Source organism: Anthropogastromicrobium aceti (genome assembly GCF_020687335.1).
GTDB classification, from domain to species: Bacteria; Bacillota; Clostridia; order Lachnospirales; family Lachnospiraceae; genus Anthropogastromicrobium; species Anthropogastromicrobium aceti.
This window is the reverse complement of sequence record NZ_JAJEQN010000009.1, coordinates 84483-102658: the sequence shown is the minus strand read 5'-3', so window position 1 is coordinate 102658 and position 18176 is coordinate 84483. Positions and strand designations below refer to the sequence as shown.

Below are 18176 nucleotides of genomic sequence, written 5' to 3'. Positions count from 1 at the left end.
CCAAAGTCCTTGCGATGTACGCAGGCACTAGAACTCCGTCAATGGAACCCCAGTGGCTTGCCGCTGGGTTAAGTCAGTTTTCCATATGTAACACCGATATGCTTTGCGAAATAGCTTACTCGCTTCGGAATGTGCTGCAAGGCTTTGTCTGCAAGTTTTTTAATCTCCTCATTTGTCAAATACTCACTTTCCACAAACTCGCCTTGTGTTTCCTTCCTCTTTGCTTCCTGCTCTCTGATTTTCTCGATATGCTTTTGTATCCAGCCTTCCTTCTCTCTTAAAATACGCTCAATATCGCTTTGAGGCGCATACATTGGTGCTCGCACTGTCACTGATAAATCTGGATTAATCTGGATTGCCAGCGTCTTTCTGTTTGAGCGTATTATTTTAACATTCATGGCGAATCTCCTATTTTTATGCGGTAATTATTTATACCCATCACAAAACACAATTTTGCATGGCTCCGAATAGTTACCATTATACTATACAAGAAAGATGCGTTCATTTCCAGATCAAATCACCGTTTTATCCATGAACTATAGCGTTACAGTTCACGGCAAAGCCCGAAGGTGAATGGATTTCACGAGACGGACACTTGGAGCAGGTCTTTCAAAGTAATGTATAATAAGAAATAACATAAAAGGAACCTGCGGAGTTTGGTCCGTCGACGAAACCATTGCACCGAAGGGCTTTCGTAACGTAGCCTCATGAACAGTAACACTATAACTTCTTTCTCCCCCTTTTCTTATAGTCCTCGTCTATCCGTTTCTTCCAGTCCGCCTTCAACGGTGCACTGCATCTTACGGAACAAATTGCATCACTGACTACTTCGTAGTTTAATGCAGTTCCCTCGCTGTCGCAGTTATAGTTGACTGCACGGTCTGCTCCTATGCCAAAGTGACTTGCTGTTTCTACTGCATCGATATTTGCTCCCAGGAAAAGAAATTCCCAGCCATACTTTACCTTCTGGCGCTCGATCATTTTCTTAACCTTGTCACTGCTGTAATACCGGCTAGCATTCTCCATTCCATCTGTCGTGATTACAAACATGGTGTGCTCTGGTACATCTTCTTGGCGTGCATACTTATGGACATTTCCAATATGATGAATTGCTCCGCCAATTGCATCTAATAAAGCTGTTGTTCCTCGTACCGTATAATCGTGTTCTGTCATTGGCTGAATATCCTTCACATTTACGCGATCATGCAAGACCTCGCTCACATTGTCAAATAAAACCGTTGAGATCAATGCTTCGCCCTCTGCCTGTTTCTGCTTTCTAATCATTGAATTAAATCCGCCAATGGTATCGCTCTCTAATCCACTCATGGAACCGCTGCGGTCGATAATAAAAACAAGTTCTGTCAAATCCTTTCTCATGTGCCTTTCCTCCCAATTATCTCGCCACTTAGGCGTATTTTAATTACCATACAAAAATGGCTGCTTGGTTTTTCACCTCACAGCCACATGATAACATTTTCTTTTATTGGAATGGTCGCATGAGAAGCGACATTTTCAAATTTGATATTACTACCTAATGTATTTATTATCCTCCAATGAGGCTTTGGTCAAAGGCAAACAATGCCTCATTAATCTCATAGACATTATAATTGCCCTGTTCAACAAAATACTCTACAATAATGTCAAATTTGCTTGAATGAGAAAGCGCAAAACCTGCTTTTTGAAGCATGTCCTGCATCTCTGAAAGCGGCAATTCCAACGCTAATGCAAATGCTAGAACTGTTGTCTTGGATGGCTTATAAAACTTATCGGAGCGAATCTTAGAAAACAATTTTCGATCAATATTTGCTTTCTTATAGCACTGAGCGTCTGTCATTCCACTCTCATCAATCTTTCGCAGAAGCATTTGCGAAAAGCTCTCATCAAGCTGCTTCAATGCTTCCTCTAATGTTTTCTTTTTTCCAGGATATACTGCCTTTAGAAAAACATCTTCCTCTCTAGTTATCTCTTCCTCAGTCGCAAGATACCGTGCCTCTTCCGCTGCCCGATCAACATGTTCTTCTACATAGCGATCATCTATATAAGACGCAATATCATCAAATAGTTTTTCGCTGATCTGATACGAATTACGATCAAAAATGACAAGATATACTTTAAGCTCTTGTTCCAATAAGAAAGCTTGAATTGTATCTACAGCCACTTTTAATGCCTGATCTTTGGGGTATCCGTATATTCCAGACGAAATCAATGGAAACGCAACAGATTCGCACTCGTATTTTTTTGCAAGTTCCAGTGATGTGCGATAGCAGGATTCCAAAAGTTCCTTTTCATGATATTTTCCACCCTGCCAGCGCGGACCAACAGCATGAATCACATACTTGCAAGGAAGCTTATATCCTCTTGTGATCTTTGCACTTCCTGTTTCGCACCCATGTAATGTTCTGCATTCTTCAAGAAGCTCTGGACCTGCTGCCCTATGAATGCAGCCATCCACTCCGCCTCCGCCAAGCAGAGAACTGTTTGCAGCATTAACGATTGCATCTACTTTTAATTTTGTGATATCGTTGCGAATAATTTGTAATGGCATACTGCTCCCCCTATCTATTACTTTTCCAATATTTCCAAATACAGCCCTTACAGCCTAATCACCTTACTCCAGGCCTTTCTTCCCTGTTCATCTGTTACCTCTGCACGTATAAATTTCTCCCATGGCTGTACATGGCATACTGCTTTTGTCAGTCCTGTTCCTCTATGACCACGCTCTGGCGCCCATACGGCATTGGAAAAGAAGGAAATGCGGCTGACTGGTGAGCATAGTACTGTTATCTCATCGCCATTTCTTCTAATATGAATCTCTGGTCCCTGCGTTGCGTAAAACTTTTCTTCTTTAATTGCCTGTAGTAGCGCCTCATCTGAATCTGTAATCTTGGCTTCAAGCATAATCCATGCCTTTGTCTCATCGCAGTTATACATATGCGTATCATCATCTGCAACCAACGGATAAAATAAGCCCTGGCATGCTGCTGTATCAACAAAATCACCGGAATATGGACGTGAGGACTCACCCTCATCAGATACAGAGTTGAAAATTTCAGTAGCGTCCACACCATTAAGTGCTGCTGCCTGCTGCGCCGTATTTAATGACCATGCCGGATGCGCCAATATGGCAATTCCGCTGCAGCGGTGAACCTCATCAATAATCTTTTGTGGTCCTGCCTCCTGTGTCAGATTTGGCTTTTTGCTGCATCCGATGCCAAGAATATGGTATATACCAGTGCTGGCATCGCCTCCGCCAATATTATATTCAGCTCCTGATAAAATACGCAGACCGCCAATCTCTCCACTATCACGATGAATCCAATGATCTGTAATCGCAACTACATCATATCCTGCTTTTTTATAAATTTCTGCCGCTTCTTCTGGTGTTTTTGAGCCATCAGAAAGTGTCGTGTGCATATGTAGATTTACTTTAAGGCGGCTTACGCCGAACATGTCTTTTTCCATAGTCATTTTCTCCAATCTTGTTTTTCTTGTCCTATTTTACCACGTTTTTTGCGTTCTGTACAATCGTATTGCAAAATTCCTGGCAAAATAAAAAATAGCGCCAAGCTACCCAGCGCTATTTTTATATTTATTCTGTAATTTTATTAAAGAAACATGAATATGATCCCGTATGACATGCTGCTCCTTTTTGTGCTACTTTTGCTAAAAGCGTATCCTTATCACAATCTGCATAAAGAGATTTCACATATTGAAAATGACCGCTTGTTTCGCCTTTTAGCCATCTGCTTTTGCGGCTGCGGCTATAATAGCACATGGTTCCTGTTGCGGCTGTCTCAAGATATGCTGCTTCATTCATGTAGGCTAACATTAGTACCTGACCTGTTTTATAATCCTGTACTATGCACGGGACAAGTCCAGATGTATCCTTTTTTAGCTCATCCCATGAAATCTCTGCCTGAAATGGAACTGCCACAAATTCATTTTCGTTTGTAACTTCACCTGCCATTTGCTTTACCATCCTTTCTTACAGACTTCCCTTTGTTGAAAGTACATCTGTAATGCGCGGATCTGCAATTGTTGCCTTGTCAAGTGCCTTTGCAAAGGCTTTGAACATGCCTTCTATGATATGGTGGCTGTTCTCGCCTGCCAATTGACGAATATGCAGATTCATTGATGCTGAATATGAAATAGCATAGAAAAATTCTTTTGCCATCTCTGTATCAAATCCTCCCACGCGCTCTGATGAAATTGATGCTTCATAGCCCAAATATGGTCTGCCTGATAAATCAATTGCGCAGAGAATAAGTGCTTCATCCATAGGAAGAATGCAGTCTCCATAGCGGCAAATAGACTTTTTGTCGCCTACTGCCTGTGCTATCGCCTGACCAAGCACAATGCCGACATCCTCTATCGTATGATGGCAATCGACCTCAAGATCACCAGTTGCCTTTACTGTCAAATCAAACAGACCATGACGTGCAAAGCTGTTTAGCATATGATCAAAGAAGCCAATTCCTGTAGAAATATCTGCCTTTCCGCTGCCATCCAAATTTATGGTCAGAGTAATTTGTGTTTCCTTTGTATTTCTTGTAATAGTACTGATTCGCTGCTGCATAGTTTCCTCTCCTTTTGATACCCGATTACTCTTTGTCATCTTCAAAACGAACACGGATGGAATTAGCATGCGCTGTCAGGTATTCGCTTTCTGCAAACTGAATAATATCCCTGCTGACTGGCTTTAATGCCTTCTTGGAGTAATAAATAATACTTGATTTCTTTACATAAGCATCTACGCCAAGCGGTGAGAAAAACTTTGCCGTTCCGTTTGTCGGAAGAACATGGTTTGGTCCTGCAAAGTAGTCGCCAAGCGGCTCACTGCTGTACTCTCCCATAAAAATCGCACCGGCATTTCGTACCTGTGTCATCGTCTCAAATGGATTTATTGTCTGAATTTCAAGATGTTCTGGTGCAATTTCATTTACTACATCTACTGCATCGTCCATAGAATCTGCTACAAGAATATAACCATAATTATCAATGGACTTTTGCAGAATCTCTTTTCTGGATAATCCTGCGATAAATTCTTCTGTCAGCTTTGATACTTCCTCGGCAAGCTTCATGCTGGTTGTAACAAGAATAGCGCAGGCAAGCTCGTCATGCTCTGCCTGTGACAAAAGATCTGCTGCAACGAACTTTGCATTTGCACTCTCATCTGCAAGAACCATGATCTCACTAGGTCCGGCAATGCTGTCGATGCTGACATGACCATATACAGCCTTCTTTGCAAGCGCAACATAAATATTTCCAGGACCTGCAATCTTATTTACCTTCGGAATAGATTCAGTACCAAATGCAAGTGCGGCAATTGCCTGCGCACCGCCAACCTTATAAACTTCTGTTGCACCCGCAATGTGAGCTGCTGCCAGAGTGACTGGATTAACCTTTCCGTCCTTGCCAGGAGGTGTCACCATAACAATACGATTTACGCCTGCTACCTCTGCCGGAATGATATTCATTAAAACAGAAGACGGATATGCAGCCTTTCCGCCTGGAACATAAAGACCCGCACTGTCTAGTGGTGTAACTCTCTGACCAAGAATCGTGCCGTCCGGTGTCGTGTCAAACCATGAGAGCTGCTTTTGCTTTTCATGGAATGCACGGATATTCTTCATAGATTTTACCATTACTTCCATCAGCTTTGGATCGACCTGTTTAAGTGCCTCATCAATCTCTTCTTTAGTCACTCTAATGGTGTCCTTTGTCACTTTAACCTTGTCAAACTTCTCGGTATATTCAAACAGCGCTTCATCACCGCGCGCCTTCACATCATCTACAATTGCCTGTACAGTATCGGCATATTGTCCGTAGTTGTTCGGATCTCTCTTTAACAGATCTGCTAACAAATTTTCCTTTGATTCCTTGCTGAGCTTAACAATTCTCATGTGTGTTCCATCCTCTCTGTCTGCTATTTTCTTTTTTCAACCGCAGTCTTAAAACCGGCTAAGATCTTATTGATTCGCTCGTTTTCCATCTTCATGCTTACCTGATTTACAACCACACGGGCTGACAGCGGGCAAATCTCCTCTAATACCTCAAGTCCGTTTTCCTTAAGCGTCGTTCCTGTCTCAACTATATCTACAATAACCTCAGACAAGCCAACAATTGGTGCTAACTCGACTGAACCATTCAGCTTAATAATTTCAACTGTCTGATGCTTCTTATTATAGAAGTAATCCTTCGCGATGACCGGATATTTTGATGCCACACGAATCAGTTCATGGTGCTTAAGGCGCTCTCTTGCCGATGCAGGGCCAGCCACGCACATACGGCATTTGCCAATGCCAAGATCCATCACCTCATATAGATTTCGTCCTTCTTCAAGGATGGTATCCTTTCCTACTACACCAATATCAGCTGCACCATATTCCACATATGTCGGAACATCAGATGCCTTTGCCAGAAAAAATTTTAATTTTAGCTCTTCATTTACAAAAATCAGCTTACGGCTTGTCTCGTCCTTCATCTCCTCGCATGTAATGCCGGCAAGCTCCAGCATCTCCATTGCTTTTTTTGCCAAACGACCCTTTGCAAGCGCAAATGTAATATATCTCATAAAGCGTATTCTCCTTCTTATGCTTCTTCTCCGATCAAATCAGAAAGCAAATGTCGTTTGCGGTCATCTGTGAGTACATTTATAACCTCAACATATTTTCCTTCCTCATCAATATAAAAGATACCACCAATACCGCTTCTCTTCGCATACGCAATGTAGTCATCAATTGTCTTTTCATAAAACTTTTTCATAAGCGTAACTGAGGAATCTGCTCTTAATACATTTGCAAGACGAATGGCAAGATCCTTCTGACTTCTCTCATAAAGAAGAATTGTTCCAAGATAATCAGTGTCAATATCAATCTGCTGTCTTGACATAGCCATCAACAACTCATCTACATAAATACCAAAGCCGATAGATGGTGCGTCCTTTCCGAACTGGGAAAGCAACTTGTCATAACGGCCGCCCGTTGCAATAGGTGTTCCGCTTCCATATGTATATGCCTTGAAAATGATTCCTGTATAATACTGAAATTTGCCAAGCATACCAAGATCAAACGTAATATATTTTTCCAGTCCGTAGGAAGCAAGAATCTTATACAGCTTTTCAAGACGATATATTGCGCTGAGCGCCTTATCATTATCTGTAAGAGACGCTGCCTCATGGATCTGACTGATGCCTCCAAACAGCTTTGGCATAGAAAGAAGTGCCTGCTTTAACTGTTCAGGAAGCTCTTTTGCCGAAAGCATTTCCTCTACACCAAAATAGTTTTTCTGCTCAATCAGTGTTCTAAGCTCGTCTGTCTCCTGCTCATTAAAGCCTGCTTCTTCTACTAATCCATTAAAAAAATCAACCTGTCCGATCTCAACCTGAAACTCTGTCAGACCGCTGACCTGAAGAGACTGAATCAGCATAGCAACCATCTCTGCATCTGCATCTGTTGTCGTATCGTTAATCATCTCTGCGCCCATTACGGTAGACTCTTTTAAACTTCCGCGCAAGCTCATGTTGTTGATGAAAATGTTTCCATTATAACAAAGACGCACTGGCATGTCCTCATCCATGAAATATTTTGCCGCACATCTTGCAATTGACGGTGTAATATCAGGCCGAAGCACTAGTGTATTTCCATCGCGGTCAAAAAATTTAAACATCTGATTTGATGCAACTGAACCTCTGTCTTTATTAAATATATCAAAAAACTCATATGATGGTGTCTGGATGCTGCGATAACCAAAACGGTGGAAAACCGCTCCGATTTTTGCGCTGACAGTTTCCTTCTTCGCGCATTCTTCATTATACAGATCTCTTACACCCTCCGGTGTGTGCAGTAAACTGATTGCCATATTTTCCTCATTTCCTGCAGCACGTTTACTTTAGCAAATTAACGTGCTACCATGGTAATTTATGAATGTTAAATACGATTATAGCGAAGCAGCTTTCATTTGTCAAGTCCCATTTCCATTTGACTCATCAGCATGACGCAAAAGATCAAGCTGAAGCTGCTCCAAAAAGTGTAAAAACACGCCATTTTTTATTGGAATCTGCAGTGTCTTATCGATCTCGTCATATGTAAAACTCTTTCTTCCGCCATTTTTGCCGCGATTCCAGAAATAGACGATATCAGAAAGCGGCACATAATACGCTTCATGACGGTGCGTATAATACAACAGAATAAAAGCAATTCCGTTTTGTTCTTCCATTGCCTGCATAAATTTTACCTGATGCTCATGAATATTCTGCAGTGGAAAGGTATCAACTGCAGATTCCTTCGCATCAAAGCAGATTGGAATGCCCTGAACTGCACCAATATAATCGACTGTACTTTTTTGATCAAAATATGCAAGCGTTATATGACGCGTCTCCTGATCAATATTGATTGGTTTTATTGGAGTCGGAATCTTCTGAATTAGCGCAAGCTTTTTTGTGCTGTACTGCTCAATCGTATAGTTGATCATATCCTCTAATGCCGATCCTCTAAGTCCTCTTGATTTCCATGTTGGCATACGTATTACTCCTTCCAGTCATGGATTTTTGCATACTCCATTGCCTTTAAAAAATCATTTGGAAGCGGTGCCTGAAAGCTTTTTTGGGATAGATATGAAAAATGACCCTCACAGACAGGAAATACCATCTCATATGCATGAAGAAGCTGTCTCTTTGTGCCTGCCTTTTTTCTAAACTGCTCATTTATGCTGCTGTCACCATATTTTGAATCTCCAATGATTGGATGATTTATACTTGACAGATGAGCACGAATCTGATGAGAACGTCCTGTCACTAAAAGCACCTTTAAAAGCGTTGCCTGCTTTGTAGCTGCTACTGGCTCATATACAGTCTCAATCGCAAGAGCATCTTTTTTAAGATGCTCTGGAAATTCTTCAAGTGTCTCGTGGACCTCTACTTTATTTGTTTTTTCATCTTTATACAGATATCCTTTAAGCTTTTGCTGTCTGGTTACGCAGCCTGCCACTAGTGCCATATAATATTTGTGCAGATCTCTTGTTCTAAACTGTTCTGATAAAAACTGAAGACCTCGTATGGAAAAACCAGCCGCAATTAAGCCTGATGTATTTCTGTCTAAACGGTTGCAGACAGAAGGACGGCAGACTAACAGCTGCTCATTTGTTACTTTTTGTGTAGAAAGTGCATAGCCAATGACCTTTTCTACCATGGAAACATCTTTTGGCGATGCTTTCTGCGAAAGTTCTCCCGCTGCTTTATTTATCAGCAATATATCATCATCTTCATATATAATGCTCTTTGGTGAGAGCGATACGTTTTGAGTCTGTGTCTGAATACTGGAAGCTTTTTTTTCATCTGTATTTCCACGGAATTTTTCAATCGTGTCCTCTGCCAAAAATAGCTCAATGCAGTCTCCCGCGCAGAGTTTTTCGCTTCCATCACACTTTTTTTTGTTGCAGGTAATGTTCTTTTTTCTAAGCATCTTATAAAAGAAGCTCTTTGGCGCCTCTGGCATATATCTGCTTAAATATTTGTCTAAGCGCTGGCCTTCTTCTGCTGCCTGAATTTGTAATTGTCTCATATGGCAATTCCTCTCAGCACACCCTCGATTTTAAGAAGTTTTTCATCACAGCTGGCGCGATCCCACTTTTCAAGCTCGCGGATGCGGTTTAAATAATTTTTCCAGTCACGGATAACAAATATATCCGCCTTTAAGTCGTTAGCCTTCATAAAGCTCTTTATATACTCAGCTGTCTTTTTTTCTGATACATTCTTATCAGAACAATAGCAAAAAACACCTTTCTCATGAATACACGCATAATCTAGCAAAAATGACTTATCTGTTTTTGATGTAATGACAAGCTCAGTATCTAAAATTCCTTTACCTACAATAGATGCCACCTGCTCATACTCCTTATCTGGGCACGGCTGATATTTCCAAAGTGCAATCAAAATGACAAGCTGATTTACCATTGGTATTACTGAAACCATAGCCACAACCGTAAGCAGATTTTTGCGGCTTCCCGTTGTCACAACGCCAATCACCACAAGACCTATGATGCCGATTAAAAGACCAAGTACCTCTCCTAACAGCAGGCACTTCTTGCGTTTGATATAGCCATGATGACCTTTTTTTATTCGAAACATAACTACTGTGTCCTCCATTATATGAACTCTGTGTAATCTCTCACCCATCCATCGGCAAGCGCAAGCTTTTTCTCGCGAAGCGGCTCTGAAAATTCATCTTCTACTGCAAATACAGTCATCCCTGCCGCTTTTCCTGCCATGATTCCCGCCGGAATATCTTCAAATACAACACAGTCACACGGATTCAAATTAAGAAGCTTCGCTGCTTCTAAATAAACATCTGGTGCTGGTTTTCCGGCTTTTACATCACAGCTAGTCACTATAGCTTCAAAATATGATGCTATACCATGCGATTCTAATACAGCCTGAATCAATTTGCGTGAATTGCTGCTTGCAATGGCAATCTTGCACCCATTTTTATGAAGATAAGAAAGAAATAGTGCTGCACCTGGTTTTAATGCGACCTCATGACAATACTTTTCATATGCCATCTGATTCCAACAGTCTTTAATTTCGTCAACCGTCTCTTTCAGGCAAAAGCGCCTTTTAAAATAGGCAGCTGTCTCTGTAAAGCTCATTCCTTCAATTTCGTCATGAAGATCATCTGGCACATCATATCCATGCTTTCCCAGATAACTGACGTCAATCTCTTTCCATACATTCATTGAATCTACAAGTGTGCCGTCTAAATCAAAGATCACACCCTTTGCATTTTTCACAATCAGCTTTCCTTCAGACATTCAAGCTCCTCCTGTGTCAGTGCGCGGCTCTCACCAGGTGCAAGTGTTTCGTCTAGCTTAAGGCTTCCCATTGAAAGGCGCTTTAAATAAACAACTGTTACTCCAACTGCCTCGAACATTCTCTTTACCTGATGAAATTTTCCTTCCTGAACAATTACCTTTGCCTCACAATCTCCAATAATTTCCAACTTTGCAGGCATTGATGTGAAATCGCCAAGATCTATGCCTTCTTCAAATTTTTTTACAGCATCTGCCGGAATTGGAAGATCTGTTTTTGCAAAATAACATTTGTCAACGTGATGCTTAGGAGAAAGAAGTCTGTGACAAAGCTCCCCATCGTTTGTAATTAAAAGAAGTCCTTCTGTGTCAATATCGAGGCGTCCAACTGGAAATAAATCCTTTCGCTTATCGTCTAATAAATCAAGAACAGTCTCTTTTTTCTTATCCATGGTTGCTGTAATTACGCCAGCCGGCTTGTTTAACATATAGTATGCATACTGAGAATAAAAAAGCTTCTTTCCATCAAGCGTAATGCTGTCGTTCTCTGGATCTACCTTTAATTCTGGTTTTGATGCGTGCACACCATTTACGCAAACGCGTCCTTTTTTGATCATATCCTTGACCTGGCTGCGCGTTCCCACTGGAATCTGTGTCAAAAACTTATCAAGACGCCACTCCATTACATCCACCTCCAGCCTGCAAGATACTTATTTTTCACTGATCCGCCTGCTGCCTTTCCAAAGCCGAGCGGATAATTGTCTACACAAATCAAAACCCAACCCTTCTCTACAGATTCTTCATCTTTTAAATCAATCGTCTCACCCTTTAAATAACGAATTACGCGATCATCCTCTCTTGACAGATAAAGTACATTTGGATATTCATCTGCACGAAGCGCCATTGCTAATGCCTGACTTGGTTCAAAGCGATTTTTCAGGCACTCACCAAGAAGCAGACCAGAGCGCATTATACGAAGGCCTTTTAAATCACGTCTGCAGTCTGGATGAACAAATACTTTTTCCTGACGAATCTCCAGACGATCAAGCGCAAGCGGTTTCTTTACAGTCTGCAAAAAGTCGAAAAGCTCCTGCGGCATTTTGGCTTTTTCTGTCTGTCTTTCTTTTAGACGGCTGCTCTCTCCCTTCTTTTTAAGGAGTGCAAGGAAATGGCCTTCTCCTTTCATTCGATGCGGCCAGATACGCACACATTTTGTGAGTTCTTGATTGTTATCTGACCATTCCGGATGACCATGGTCAAAGCCTTCATACCACTCTGGCTCTACAAGCTCTAAATCTGGATCTTCTTTAAGCATGCGTGACACAATCTGTTCATCTTCAAGCGGTGAAAATGTACATGTTGAGTAAAGCAGCATTCCGCCTGGACGAAGCATCTTTAATGCATATGAAGTAATCTCCTGCTGCAGCTTGACAAAATAGTCATTTCCATGCTCCACCCAGCTTTTCATAACTGAAGGTTCCTTTCTAAACATTCCTTCACCTGAACATGGCGCATCAATAAGAATCTTATCAAAATAGCTTTCAAAATGCTCTGCAAGCTTGTATGGTGCCTCGCTGATTACATAAGCATTTGAAATGCCAAACAACTCAAGGTTCTTTAATAATGCTTTTGCTCGTGAATTACTAATATCGTTGCTTACTAAAACTCCTTTTCCCTTAAGCTTTGCTGCCAGCTCAGTACTCTTTCCTCCTGGAGCTGCACAGATATCAAGCACGCGATCACCTGGTTCAATAGGAAGTACGTGTGCCGGTGTCATTGCTGATGGCTCCTGCAGATAATACAGACCGGCATAATAATAAGGATCCTTTGCCGGCTTATCTTTTCCACTATAATAATAACCATTATCAATCCACGGTATCTTTTTAATCTCGAATGGACATATTTTTTCAAATTCTTCTGGCGTGAGCTTATTTGTATTGACGCGAAGGCCGTAAACACGCTCCTCACTGTAGCTGTCAAGGTATGCATTAAACTCCTCTGGTGACAGCAGTTTTTTCATGTTCTCTAAAAAAGAAACTGGTAATTCCATATACACCTCATGTTTTTCTTATCGTTGGCATAAAATAAAGCAAGATAAATGCCTGGTGGCTGTATGCTTCTTACTCTTTTCTCTGCCGTATTTCTAATATTTTTAATTTATAATCCTGCACTGTGTACGCTCGGCGCCACGAAAGGTCTTTCGCTGTGGTACAAGCAGGTTTTGCCAGCTCTGTTTCCTGCAATGGCTGCCGCATCCTTTTTGATTAGCCGAAAATCCGTACAAGCCGCATTAAAACATCTTCCTTTTCCATCTGGCGCAGCTTTTCTAAGTGGACTTTTATGTGGAAGTCCGATGGGTGCTCTGACATGCAGCGGTCTGTACGCCAGCAAACTTCTCTCCAAACGGGCAGCTCGGTGGATTGTTTGCTTTGTTCAGCTGCCAAGCCCACTATTTTTGTCTGGCTTTGTCGCATCTGCTTTGCTTGCGCTGCCTACAAAAATGCGTTTTGTTTTTCTTTTATGTGCATATCTGCCTTTTTTCGCATCTTTTTTGCTGTGCACGCTTCTTTTTTTCTTAAAATCCGTAGCAAAACGCAGTATTTCAACTAAAAAAAATGTACAAGAAACATCTTCGCCAGAGCCTTCGCTAAATGATATCTGCGATACTTGTCTGCTTCTTTTAGTTAGAATCGGTGTGCTTTTAATGTTTTTCTCGATTCTTTCTGAATTTTTAACTATTGCAACACCACAATCAACCGCCCAAACGATCTTAATCGGAATGCTTGAAATGACAACTGGGATCAGCAAGATTAGTTCCCTCAATACACTTTCTTTGCGTTACAAATCAGCCATCTGTCTTTTTTTACTTGGCTTTGGCGGAATCTGTGTTCATATTCAGGTGCGCCAAGCCTGGCAGCAATCTGATTTTCCGATATTTCGTTACATACTTGTGCGTTTTTTATTTGGGCTGTGCAGCAGTCTATGTTTTCTTTTTCTGAATAGTTAAATTTAGACTTATTTAGACTTAGAAAAGGAAAGACCGCTGCATCAGGCAGCGGCCTATAAGCCTGAATTTTATTCTTCTTCAGACTGCTCTTCTTCTGCCGTATCTGCAGGTGCGGCACTGATGATTACATCTTCTGCCTTTGGCAGCTCCTTACGATTTGCACTGATTGTCTCAACGGTAGTATTCATAGTGGATAACATCTCCTCATACTTTTCCTTTAATCCGTCTAAGCCCTGTGCAAGAGTCTGCTCCATACTTCCCATCATATCATCAGTATAAGCAATTGCACCTGTACGAAGTGCATTTGCATCCTCGATTGCCTTATTAACAATTTCGTTTGCCTGCTGTGTTGCCTGTGTGATGATTTCGTTTGCTCTCGCATAAGCACGCTTTGTGATCTCACTCTGGTTAACCATCTCGCTTGTCTGAACGTTTGCAGCACTGATAATAGCCTCTGCCTGCTGCTTTGCATCGTTGATGATCGCATCCTTGTTGTTTAAAATCTTCTGATATTTTTTGATCTCATCAGGTGTGCGGTGACGAAGCTCTACTAAAAGATCTTCTAACTGTGCCTTATCTACAACAATCTTTGTACTTGAAAACGGCTGAAGCTTGCAGCCATCAATAAACTCTTCAATTTCTCCAATTAACTGTTCAATTTTGCTCATTTTAATTTTCTCCTTTATATCAGACGTCATATCAAGCGTCTGCTTTTTTACTTTTATTTATTGTTATTTCTTTGTGCAAACTTTTGCTTGATAGCCTTTTCAACTGGTTCTGCGACAAATGCACTTATATCGCCTCCGTACTGGGCAACTTCTTTTACAATGCTGGAGCTAAGGTATGCATATTCCAGGCTGGTTGTAAAGAAAATCGTATCAACCTCTGGTGCAACCTTTCGATTTGTCTGTGACATCTGAAGTTCATACTCAAAATCAGTGACTGCTCTTAATCCTCTGATTAAAATATGTGCACCACTCGCACGCGCAAAATCAACAAGCAGTCCTTCAAAGGAACGAATCTCTACATTGGGATATTGCGCTGTCACCTGCTTTAGCAAAGCAACCCTTTCCTCCACTGTAAACAGCGGTGATTTTGCACTGTTTACAAGCACACCAACAATCAAATGATCAACTGTTTTACTGGCACGCTCGATAATATCCATATGTCCGCGTGTCACTGGGTCAAAGCTTCCCGGATAAATTGCTATTGTCTTTCCCATACTGACTTATGCCTCCCGACTGCTTTTTTGCAAAAAAATATGTTTGTTTGTCTTGTATTCCTTTACGCGAACAACATCAAAGCAAGCAAGTTCATCCTCGCTAAACTCTCTGTCAAGTGTTGCTTCGATTATAATCTGCGTATCCTCATCAGCTATTTTGCTGTCAGCAATTGCAGTGAGCACTTCCTTTTCTGCATTCAGCTGATAGGGCGGATCCATAAAGATAATATCAAAATGCATTTTTTTTGCATCCAATGCATGTATAGCACCTGCACAATCCTGACCAATAACTATTGCCCTGTCTGCCAGATGCGTCTTTTCCAGATTCTGACGAATACACGAAAGTGCTTCTTTGCTGTTATCTACAAAAACAGCCTTTGCAGCACCGCGGCTTAATGCCTCAATGCCTATAGCACCGCTTCCTGCAAACAAATCAAGAAAATGACAGCCTGGCAAGTCATTCTGGAGAATATTAAATAACGTTTCTTTTATACGGTCCGTAGTTGGACGCGTTTCCATTCCTTTTGGTGTAACAAGTGGCAACCTTCTGGCTGTACCTGCAATTACTCTCATATGTCTTCCACCTTGTTCTATGTTTGTTTTTCTAAATTTTGTAGTTTTGTATACTCTAACTACTCTATTATAGTATGCAAAAAACAATCTGACAAGTGCTTTTTCGCGGTTTTATTTATTCACGCAAAAAAGGAAGCAGAGTATTTGTCCCTGCTTCCTTCTTGTTACTGGCTTAGATGATTACTTGTTGGACATTTCCTTTTCCTGCTTTTCAATCATCTTCTTCACCATATAGCCTCCGACACTTCCGTTCTGGTAAGAGGTCAGATTTCCGTTATAACCGTTTGTTAACGGTACACCCAGCTCATCAGCAACCTCCATCTTAAACTGGTCGAGCGCCTGCTTTGCTTCTGGTACTTCAATTCGATTACTGTTCTTATTTGTAGACATCAGTAGTCCTCCTTTTTTTCTGTGCGTATTGCTCTGTTTCACAGTTTTTTTGTAAGTGTGTTGTTTGTAACTTTACATCAAAGCTTTGTTGTTTGTTACATTCCTAGTATATGCACAGATAAAAAGATTACGCTGGTAAGTTATGAGAAATTTTTATATCAGAAACTCTAAATGCTGTGCGTCTCCACCTCTGCCATAACCTGCGCACTGTCGGCAGCCTCTTTCGCCCACTTTAAAAGCTGCGCATCCTGATAGATATCAGCGACTGCAAAGGCAATTTCACCGCTCTGACGTATTCCAAAAAAATCACCAGGTCCGCGAAGCTTTAAATCTTCGTTTGCAATTGCAAAGCCATCGTTTGAATGATTGAGTACTTCAAGACGCTTTGCTGATTCTTCTTTTCCTGAGGTGTCTATCATTATGCAATATGACTGCGCATCACCGCGCCCAACACGGCCGCGAAGCTGATGCAACTGTGCCAGACCAAAGCGCTGTGCATCCTCAATCAAAATGACAGTTGCATTTGGTACATTAATTCCAACCTCGATTACTGTTGTCGAAACAAGTACCTGCGTCTCATTCTTTGCAAAATGTGCCATAATATCATCTTTTTCTTTGGCTTTCATTTTTCCATGAAGATACTCAATTGAAATATAGGAAGGCAAAGCTTCTCTCAGCTGTTCTGTATAACTGACAACATCTGCCCCCTGCGATGTCTCGCTCTCTTCTACCATGGGACAGATCACATACGCTTGGTGTCCTGCCTGCACCTGCTTTATTATAAAATCCCATGCCTTTGGACGGTATGAAATATTGACCACACAATTTTTTATTGGCAGCCTTTTTGCCGGAAGCTCATCCATAATAGAAATATCAAGGTCTCCATAAAGAATCATCGCCAGACTTCTTGGAATTGGTGTCGCGCTCATTACAAGCACGTGCGGAGTATGACCTTTCTTGCTTAAAGCATCACGCTGTGCGACTCCGAAGCGATGCTGCTCATCTGTAATTACAAGTGCCAGATCATCGAACTCAACTTTTTCCTGAATAACGGCATGTGTTCCAATCACAATATCTGCCTCATGCTCTCTAATCTGACGAAGTGCCTCTTTTTTTTGTCCTGCACGCATGGAGCCTGTCAATAAAACAATTGAAAGATTCAGATGATAACGCTCTGATAATTCAGTAAAGCCCTGATAATGCTGTGACGCTAATACCTCAGTTGGTGCCATAAGAGCGCTTTGATAATGACATAATGCAGCCTGATACATTGAAAGAAAGGCAACGATAGTTTTTCCTGAACCTACATCTCCCTGTAGCAAACGGCTCATCATATGATCACCTGTCATATCCTGTGTAATTTCTTCAATTGTGCGAAGCTGCGCGCCTGTCAAATCATATGGAAGCTGTTTAATCAGATTTGTGACTTCCTCACGCCGCGTCAGTGCGAAATGGTTTTTCTCCTGCAAAAGCCGCTTTTTCATCTGATTTACGCCAAGCAAGAAATGATAAAATTCGCCAAACGCTATTGTTTTTCGTGCATGTGTCAGCTGTACTTCATCTTTTGGAAAATGCATAAGATATCCAGCCTCATCCTCTGGCAGCAAATTATACTGTGAAAGCACCTTTTCTGGAATCGTGGCCTTCTGTTTTACACCAGCATCATATGCTGCTGCAACTGCCTTTGAAATGCTTTTTGATGTAATTTTTGCTGTCAGTGCATAAACAGGCTGCAGTGATTTTTGAAGCTGTTCATATGCATCAAGTGCATAAACCTGAGGCTGATCAAGCGTTCGTGATTTACCATTTCCTGAAAGCTTTCCGCGAAGCACATACCACCCGCCTGGACGAAGCACGCTTGCCAAATAAGTTGTCTGAAACCAAGTAACACGAAGCTCACTTCCTTCCTCATCGCGCACCTTTGTATTTATAATAGAGAGATTACGCACACGCTTTATTGTCGGATAAGAACAAATCACGACCCGGACCGCTGCGAAATCCATTACAGCTGCGGCCCGGATCGTGACTGGTGGTTCAAATCGTTCATAGCTTCGGGGGTAATAACGCATAAGTTCTCCAATGGTTACAATCCCCAATTTTTCGTAAAGCGCTGCCGTCTTCTCTCCGATTCCCTTTAAACATGTAATGGGATCGTCGTAATTCACGGCTGCCTCCTTATAA

General features: G+C 41.5%; 20 protein-coding genes and 1 pseudogene. 1 reads left to right on the top strand and 20 read right to left on the bottom strand.

The features are described 5' to 3' along the window. Positions 1-68 precede the first annotated feature (68 nt). The 15 genes and pseudogenes from LKD48_RS05380 to LKD48_RS05310 all read right to left on the bottom strand — a co-directional run bounded on the left by LKD48_RS05380 (position 69) and on the right by LKD48_RS05310 (position 12853). A complete protein-coding gene (locus tag LKD48_RS05380) occupies positions 69-398 on the bottom strand; it encodes a YgjP-like metallopeptidase domain-containing protein (RefSeq protein WP_308731439.1) in 330 nt (109 codons plus the stop codon). Positions 399-720: 322 nt separating this feature from the next. Further along, entirely contained in the window at positions 721-1377 is a 657-nt protein-coding gene (locus LKD48_RS05375; protein ID WP_308731438.1) for a vWA domain-containing protein, read from the bottom strand. A gap of 166 nt (positions 1378-1543) precedes the next feature. Next, a complete protein-coding gene (locus LKD48_RS05370; RefSeq protein WP_308731437.1) occupies positions 1544-2545 on the bottom strand; it encodes an O-acetyl-ADP-ribose deacetylase in 1002 nt (333 codons plus the stop codon). 47 nt (positions 2546-2592) lie between these two features. Continuing rightward, positions 2593-3462, bottom strand: coding sequence for a PHP domain-containing protein (locus LKD48_RS05365; protein ID WP_308731436.1), 870 nt, complete (start codon positions 3460-3462; stop codon positions 2593-2595). Between the two features lie 127 nt (positions 3463-3589). Further along, positions 3590-3892: pseudogene (gene hisI, locus LKD48_RS05360) on the bottom strand (phosphoribosyl-AMP cyclohydrolase); the annotation flags it as partial. Positions 3893-3985: 93 nt separating this feature from the next. Continuing rightward, entirely contained in the window at positions 3986-4576 is a 591-nt protein-coding gene (hisB, locus tag LKD48_RS05355) for an imidazoleglycerol-phosphate dehydratase HisB (protein WP_308731434.1), read from the bottom strand. A gap of 25 nt (positions 4577-4601) precedes the next feature. Beyond that, positions 4602-5903, bottom strand: coding sequence for a histidinol dehydrogenase (gene hisD / locus LKD48_RS05350; RefSeq protein WP_262535754.1), 1302 nt, complete (start codon positions 5901-5903; stop codon positions 4602-4604). A 23-nt stretch (positions 5904-5926) separates the two neighbouring features. Further along, positions 5927-6574: an ATP phosphoribosyltransferase gene (hisG, locus tag LKD48_RS05345; protein ID WP_227099817.1), complete on the bottom strand. Its 648-nt coding sequence runs from the start codon at positions 6572-6574 to the stop codon at positions 5927-5929. Between the two features lie 17 nt (positions 6575-6591). After that, positions 6592-7860, bottom strand: a complete 1269-nt coding sequence (gene hisZ, locus LKD48_RS05340) for an ATP phosphoribosyltransferase regulatory subunit (RefSeq protein ID WP_118612943.1) — start codon at positions 7858-7860, stop codon at positions 6592-6594. 102 nt (positions 7861-7962) lie between these two features. Continuing rightward, a complete protein-coding gene (locus tag LKD48_RS05335; RefSeq protein WP_118612942.1) occupies positions 7963-8520 on the bottom strand; it encodes a Holliday junction resolvase RecU in 558 nt (185 codons plus the stop codon). Between the two features lie 5 nt (positions 8521-8525). Continuing rightward, complete coding sequence (locus tag LKD48_RS05330; RefSeq protein WP_118612941.1) at positions 8526-9560, bottom strand: RluA family pseudouridine synthase; 1035 nt, start codon at positions 9558-9560, stop codon at positions 8526-8528. After that, positions 9557-10126: a hypothetical protein gene (locus tag LKD48_RS05325; RefSeq protein ID WP_308731433.1), complete on the bottom strand. Its 570-nt coding sequence runs from the start codon at positions 10124-10126 to the stop codon at positions 9557-9559. The genes LKD48_RS05330 and LKD48_RS05325 overlap by 4 nt, the downstream gene beginning before the upstream one ends. Positions 10127-10143: 17 nt before the next feature. Beyond that, positions 10144-10791, bottom strand: a complete 648-nt coding sequence (locus LKD48_RS05320; protein WP_408628570.1) for an HAD family hydrolase — start codon at positions 10789-10791, stop codon at positions 10144-10146. Beyond that, positions 10788-11486 (bottom strand): pseudouridine synthase, encoded by a 699-nt coding sequence (locus tag LKD48_RS05315; protein WP_118612939.1) that lies wholly within the window; start codon positions 11484-11486, stop codon positions 10788-10790. Before LKD48_RS05315 ends, LKD48_RS05320 begins: the two co-directional genes overlap by 4 nt. Continuing rightward, positions 11486-12853 (bottom strand): RsmF rRNA methyltransferase first C-terminal domain-containing protein, encoded by a 1368-nt coding sequence (locus tag LKD48_RS05310; protein ID WP_308731431.1) that lies wholly within the window; start codon positions 12851-12853, stop codon positions 11486-11488. The genes LKD48_RS05315 and LKD48_RS05310 overlap by 1 nt, the downstream gene beginning before the upstream one ends. 48 nt (positions 12854-12901) lie before the next feature. Here LKD48_RS05310 and LKD48_RS05305 point away from each other — a divergent pair, with 48 nt between their 5' ends. Beyond that, positions 12902-13810, top strand: a complete 909-nt coding sequence (locus tag LKD48_RS05305; protein WP_308731430.1) for a hypothetical protein — start codon at positions 12902-12904, stop codon at positions 13808-13810. A gap of 68 nt (positions 13811-13878) precedes the next feature. Here the strand turns inward: LKD48_RS05305 and LKD48_RS05300 are convergent, their stop codons facing one another. The 5 genes from LKD48_RS05300 to recG form a co-directional block, all read right to left on the bottom strand. Then, positions 13879-14478: a vacuolar family H+-ATPase subunit H gene (locus LKD48_RS05300; protein WP_308731429.1), complete on the bottom strand. Its 600-nt coding sequence runs from the start codon at positions 14476-14478 to the stop codon at positions 13879-13881. A gap of 53 nt (positions 14479-14531) precedes the next feature. Next, on the bottom strand, positions 14532-15032 hold the full coding sequence (coaD, locus tag LKD48_RS05295; RefSeq protein WP_308731428.1) for a pantetheine-phosphate adenylyltransferase: 501 nt from the start codon (positions 15030-15032) through the stop codon (positions 14532-14534). Positions 15033-15038: 6 nt separating this feature from the next. Continuing rightward, on the bottom strand, positions 15039-15626 hold the full coding sequence (gene rsmD / locus LKD48_RS05290; protein WP_227099926.1) for a 16S rRNA (guanine(966)-N(2))-methyltransferase RsmD: 588 nt from the start codon (positions 15624-15626) through the stop codon (positions 15039-15041). A 159-nt stretch (positions 15627-15785) separates the two neighbouring features. Then, positions 15786-15995, bottom strand: a complete 210-nt coding sequence (locus tag LKD48_RS05285) for an alpha/beta-type small acid-soluble spore protein (protein ID WP_066558953.1) — start codon at positions 15993-15995, stop codon at positions 15786-15788. 167 nt (positions 15996-16162) lie between these two features. After that, the gene (recG, locus tag LKD48_RS05280) at positions 16163-18160 is read right to left on the bottom strand and encodes an ATP-dependent DNA helicase RecG (protein ID WP_308731427.1); all 1998 of its coding nucleotides are present in this window, start codon (positions 18158-18160) and stop codon (positions 16163-16165) included. Positions 18161-18176: the final 16 nt, after the last annotated feature.

Bases quoted from the DNA above. Each gene is read 5' to 3' on its own strand.
- LKD48_RS05300 (WP_308731429.1), bottom strand. From the start codon at position 14,478: ATGAGCAAAATTGAACAGTTAATTGGAGAAATTGAAGAGTTTATTGAT.
- hisG (WP_227099817.1), bottom strand. From the start codon at position 6,574: ATGAGATATATTACATTTGCGCTTGCAAAGGGTCGTTTGGCAAAAAAA.
- hisB (WP_308731434.1), bottom strand. From the start codon at position 4,576: ATGCAGCAGCGAATCAGTACTATTACAAGAAATACAAAGGAAACACAA.
- hisD (WP_262535754.1), bottom strand. From the start codon at position 5,903: ATGAGAATTGTTAAGCTCAGCAAGGAATCAAAGGAAAATTTGTTAGCA.
- LKD48_RS05315 (WP_118612939.1), bottom strand. From the start codon at position 11,486: ATGGAGTGGCGTCTTGATAAGTTTTTGACACAGATTCCAGTGGGAACG.
- LKD48_RS05335 (WP_118612942.1), bottom strand. From the start codon at position 8,520: ATGCCAACATGGAAATCAAGAGGACTTAGAGGATCGGCATTAGAGGAT.
- LKD48_RS05305 (WP_308731430.1), top strand. From the start codon at position 12,902: ATGCCTGGTGGCTGTATGCTTCTTACTCTTTTCTCTGCCGTATTTCTA.
- LKD48_RS05325 (WP_308731433.1), bottom strand. From the start codon at position 10,126: ATGTTTCGAATAAAAAAAGGTCATCATGGCTATATCAAACGCAAGAAG.
- LKD48_RS05330 (WP_118612941.1), bottom strand. From the start codon at position 9,560: ATGAGACAATTACAAATTCAGGCAGCAGAAGAAGGCCAGCGCTTAGAC.
- coaD (WP_308731428.1), bottom strand. From the start codon at position 15,032: ATGGGAAAGACAATAGCAATTTATCCGGGAAGCTTTGACCCAGTGACA.
- hisZ (WP_118612943.1), bottom strand. From the start codon at position 7,860: ATGGCAATCAGTTTACTGCACACACCGGAGGGTGTAAGAGATCTGTAT.
- LKD48_RS05375 (WP_308731438.1), bottom strand. From the start codon at position 1,377: ATGAGAAAGGATTTGACAGAACTTGTTTTTATTATCGACCGCAGCGGT.
- LKD48_RS05365 (WP_308731436.1), bottom strand. From the start codon at position 3,462: ATGGAAAAAGACATGTTCGGCGTAAGCCGCCTTAAAGTAAATCTACAT.
- LKD48_RS05370 (WP_308731437.1), bottom strand. From the start codon at position 2,545: ATGCCATTACAAATTATTCGCAACGATATCACAAAATTAAAAGTAGAT.
- LKD48_RS05380 (WP_308731439.1), bottom strand. From the start codon at position 398: ATGAATGTTAAAATAATACGCTCAAACAGAAAGACGCTGGCAATCCAG.
- LKD48_RS05285 (WP_066558953.1), bottom strand. From the start codon at position 15,995: ATGTCTACAAATAAGAACAGTAATCGAATTGAAGTACCAGAAGCAAAG.
- LKD48_RS05310 (WP_308731431.1), bottom strand. From the start codon at position 12,853: ATGGAATTACCAGTTTCTTTTTTAGAGAACATGAAAAAACTGCTGTCA.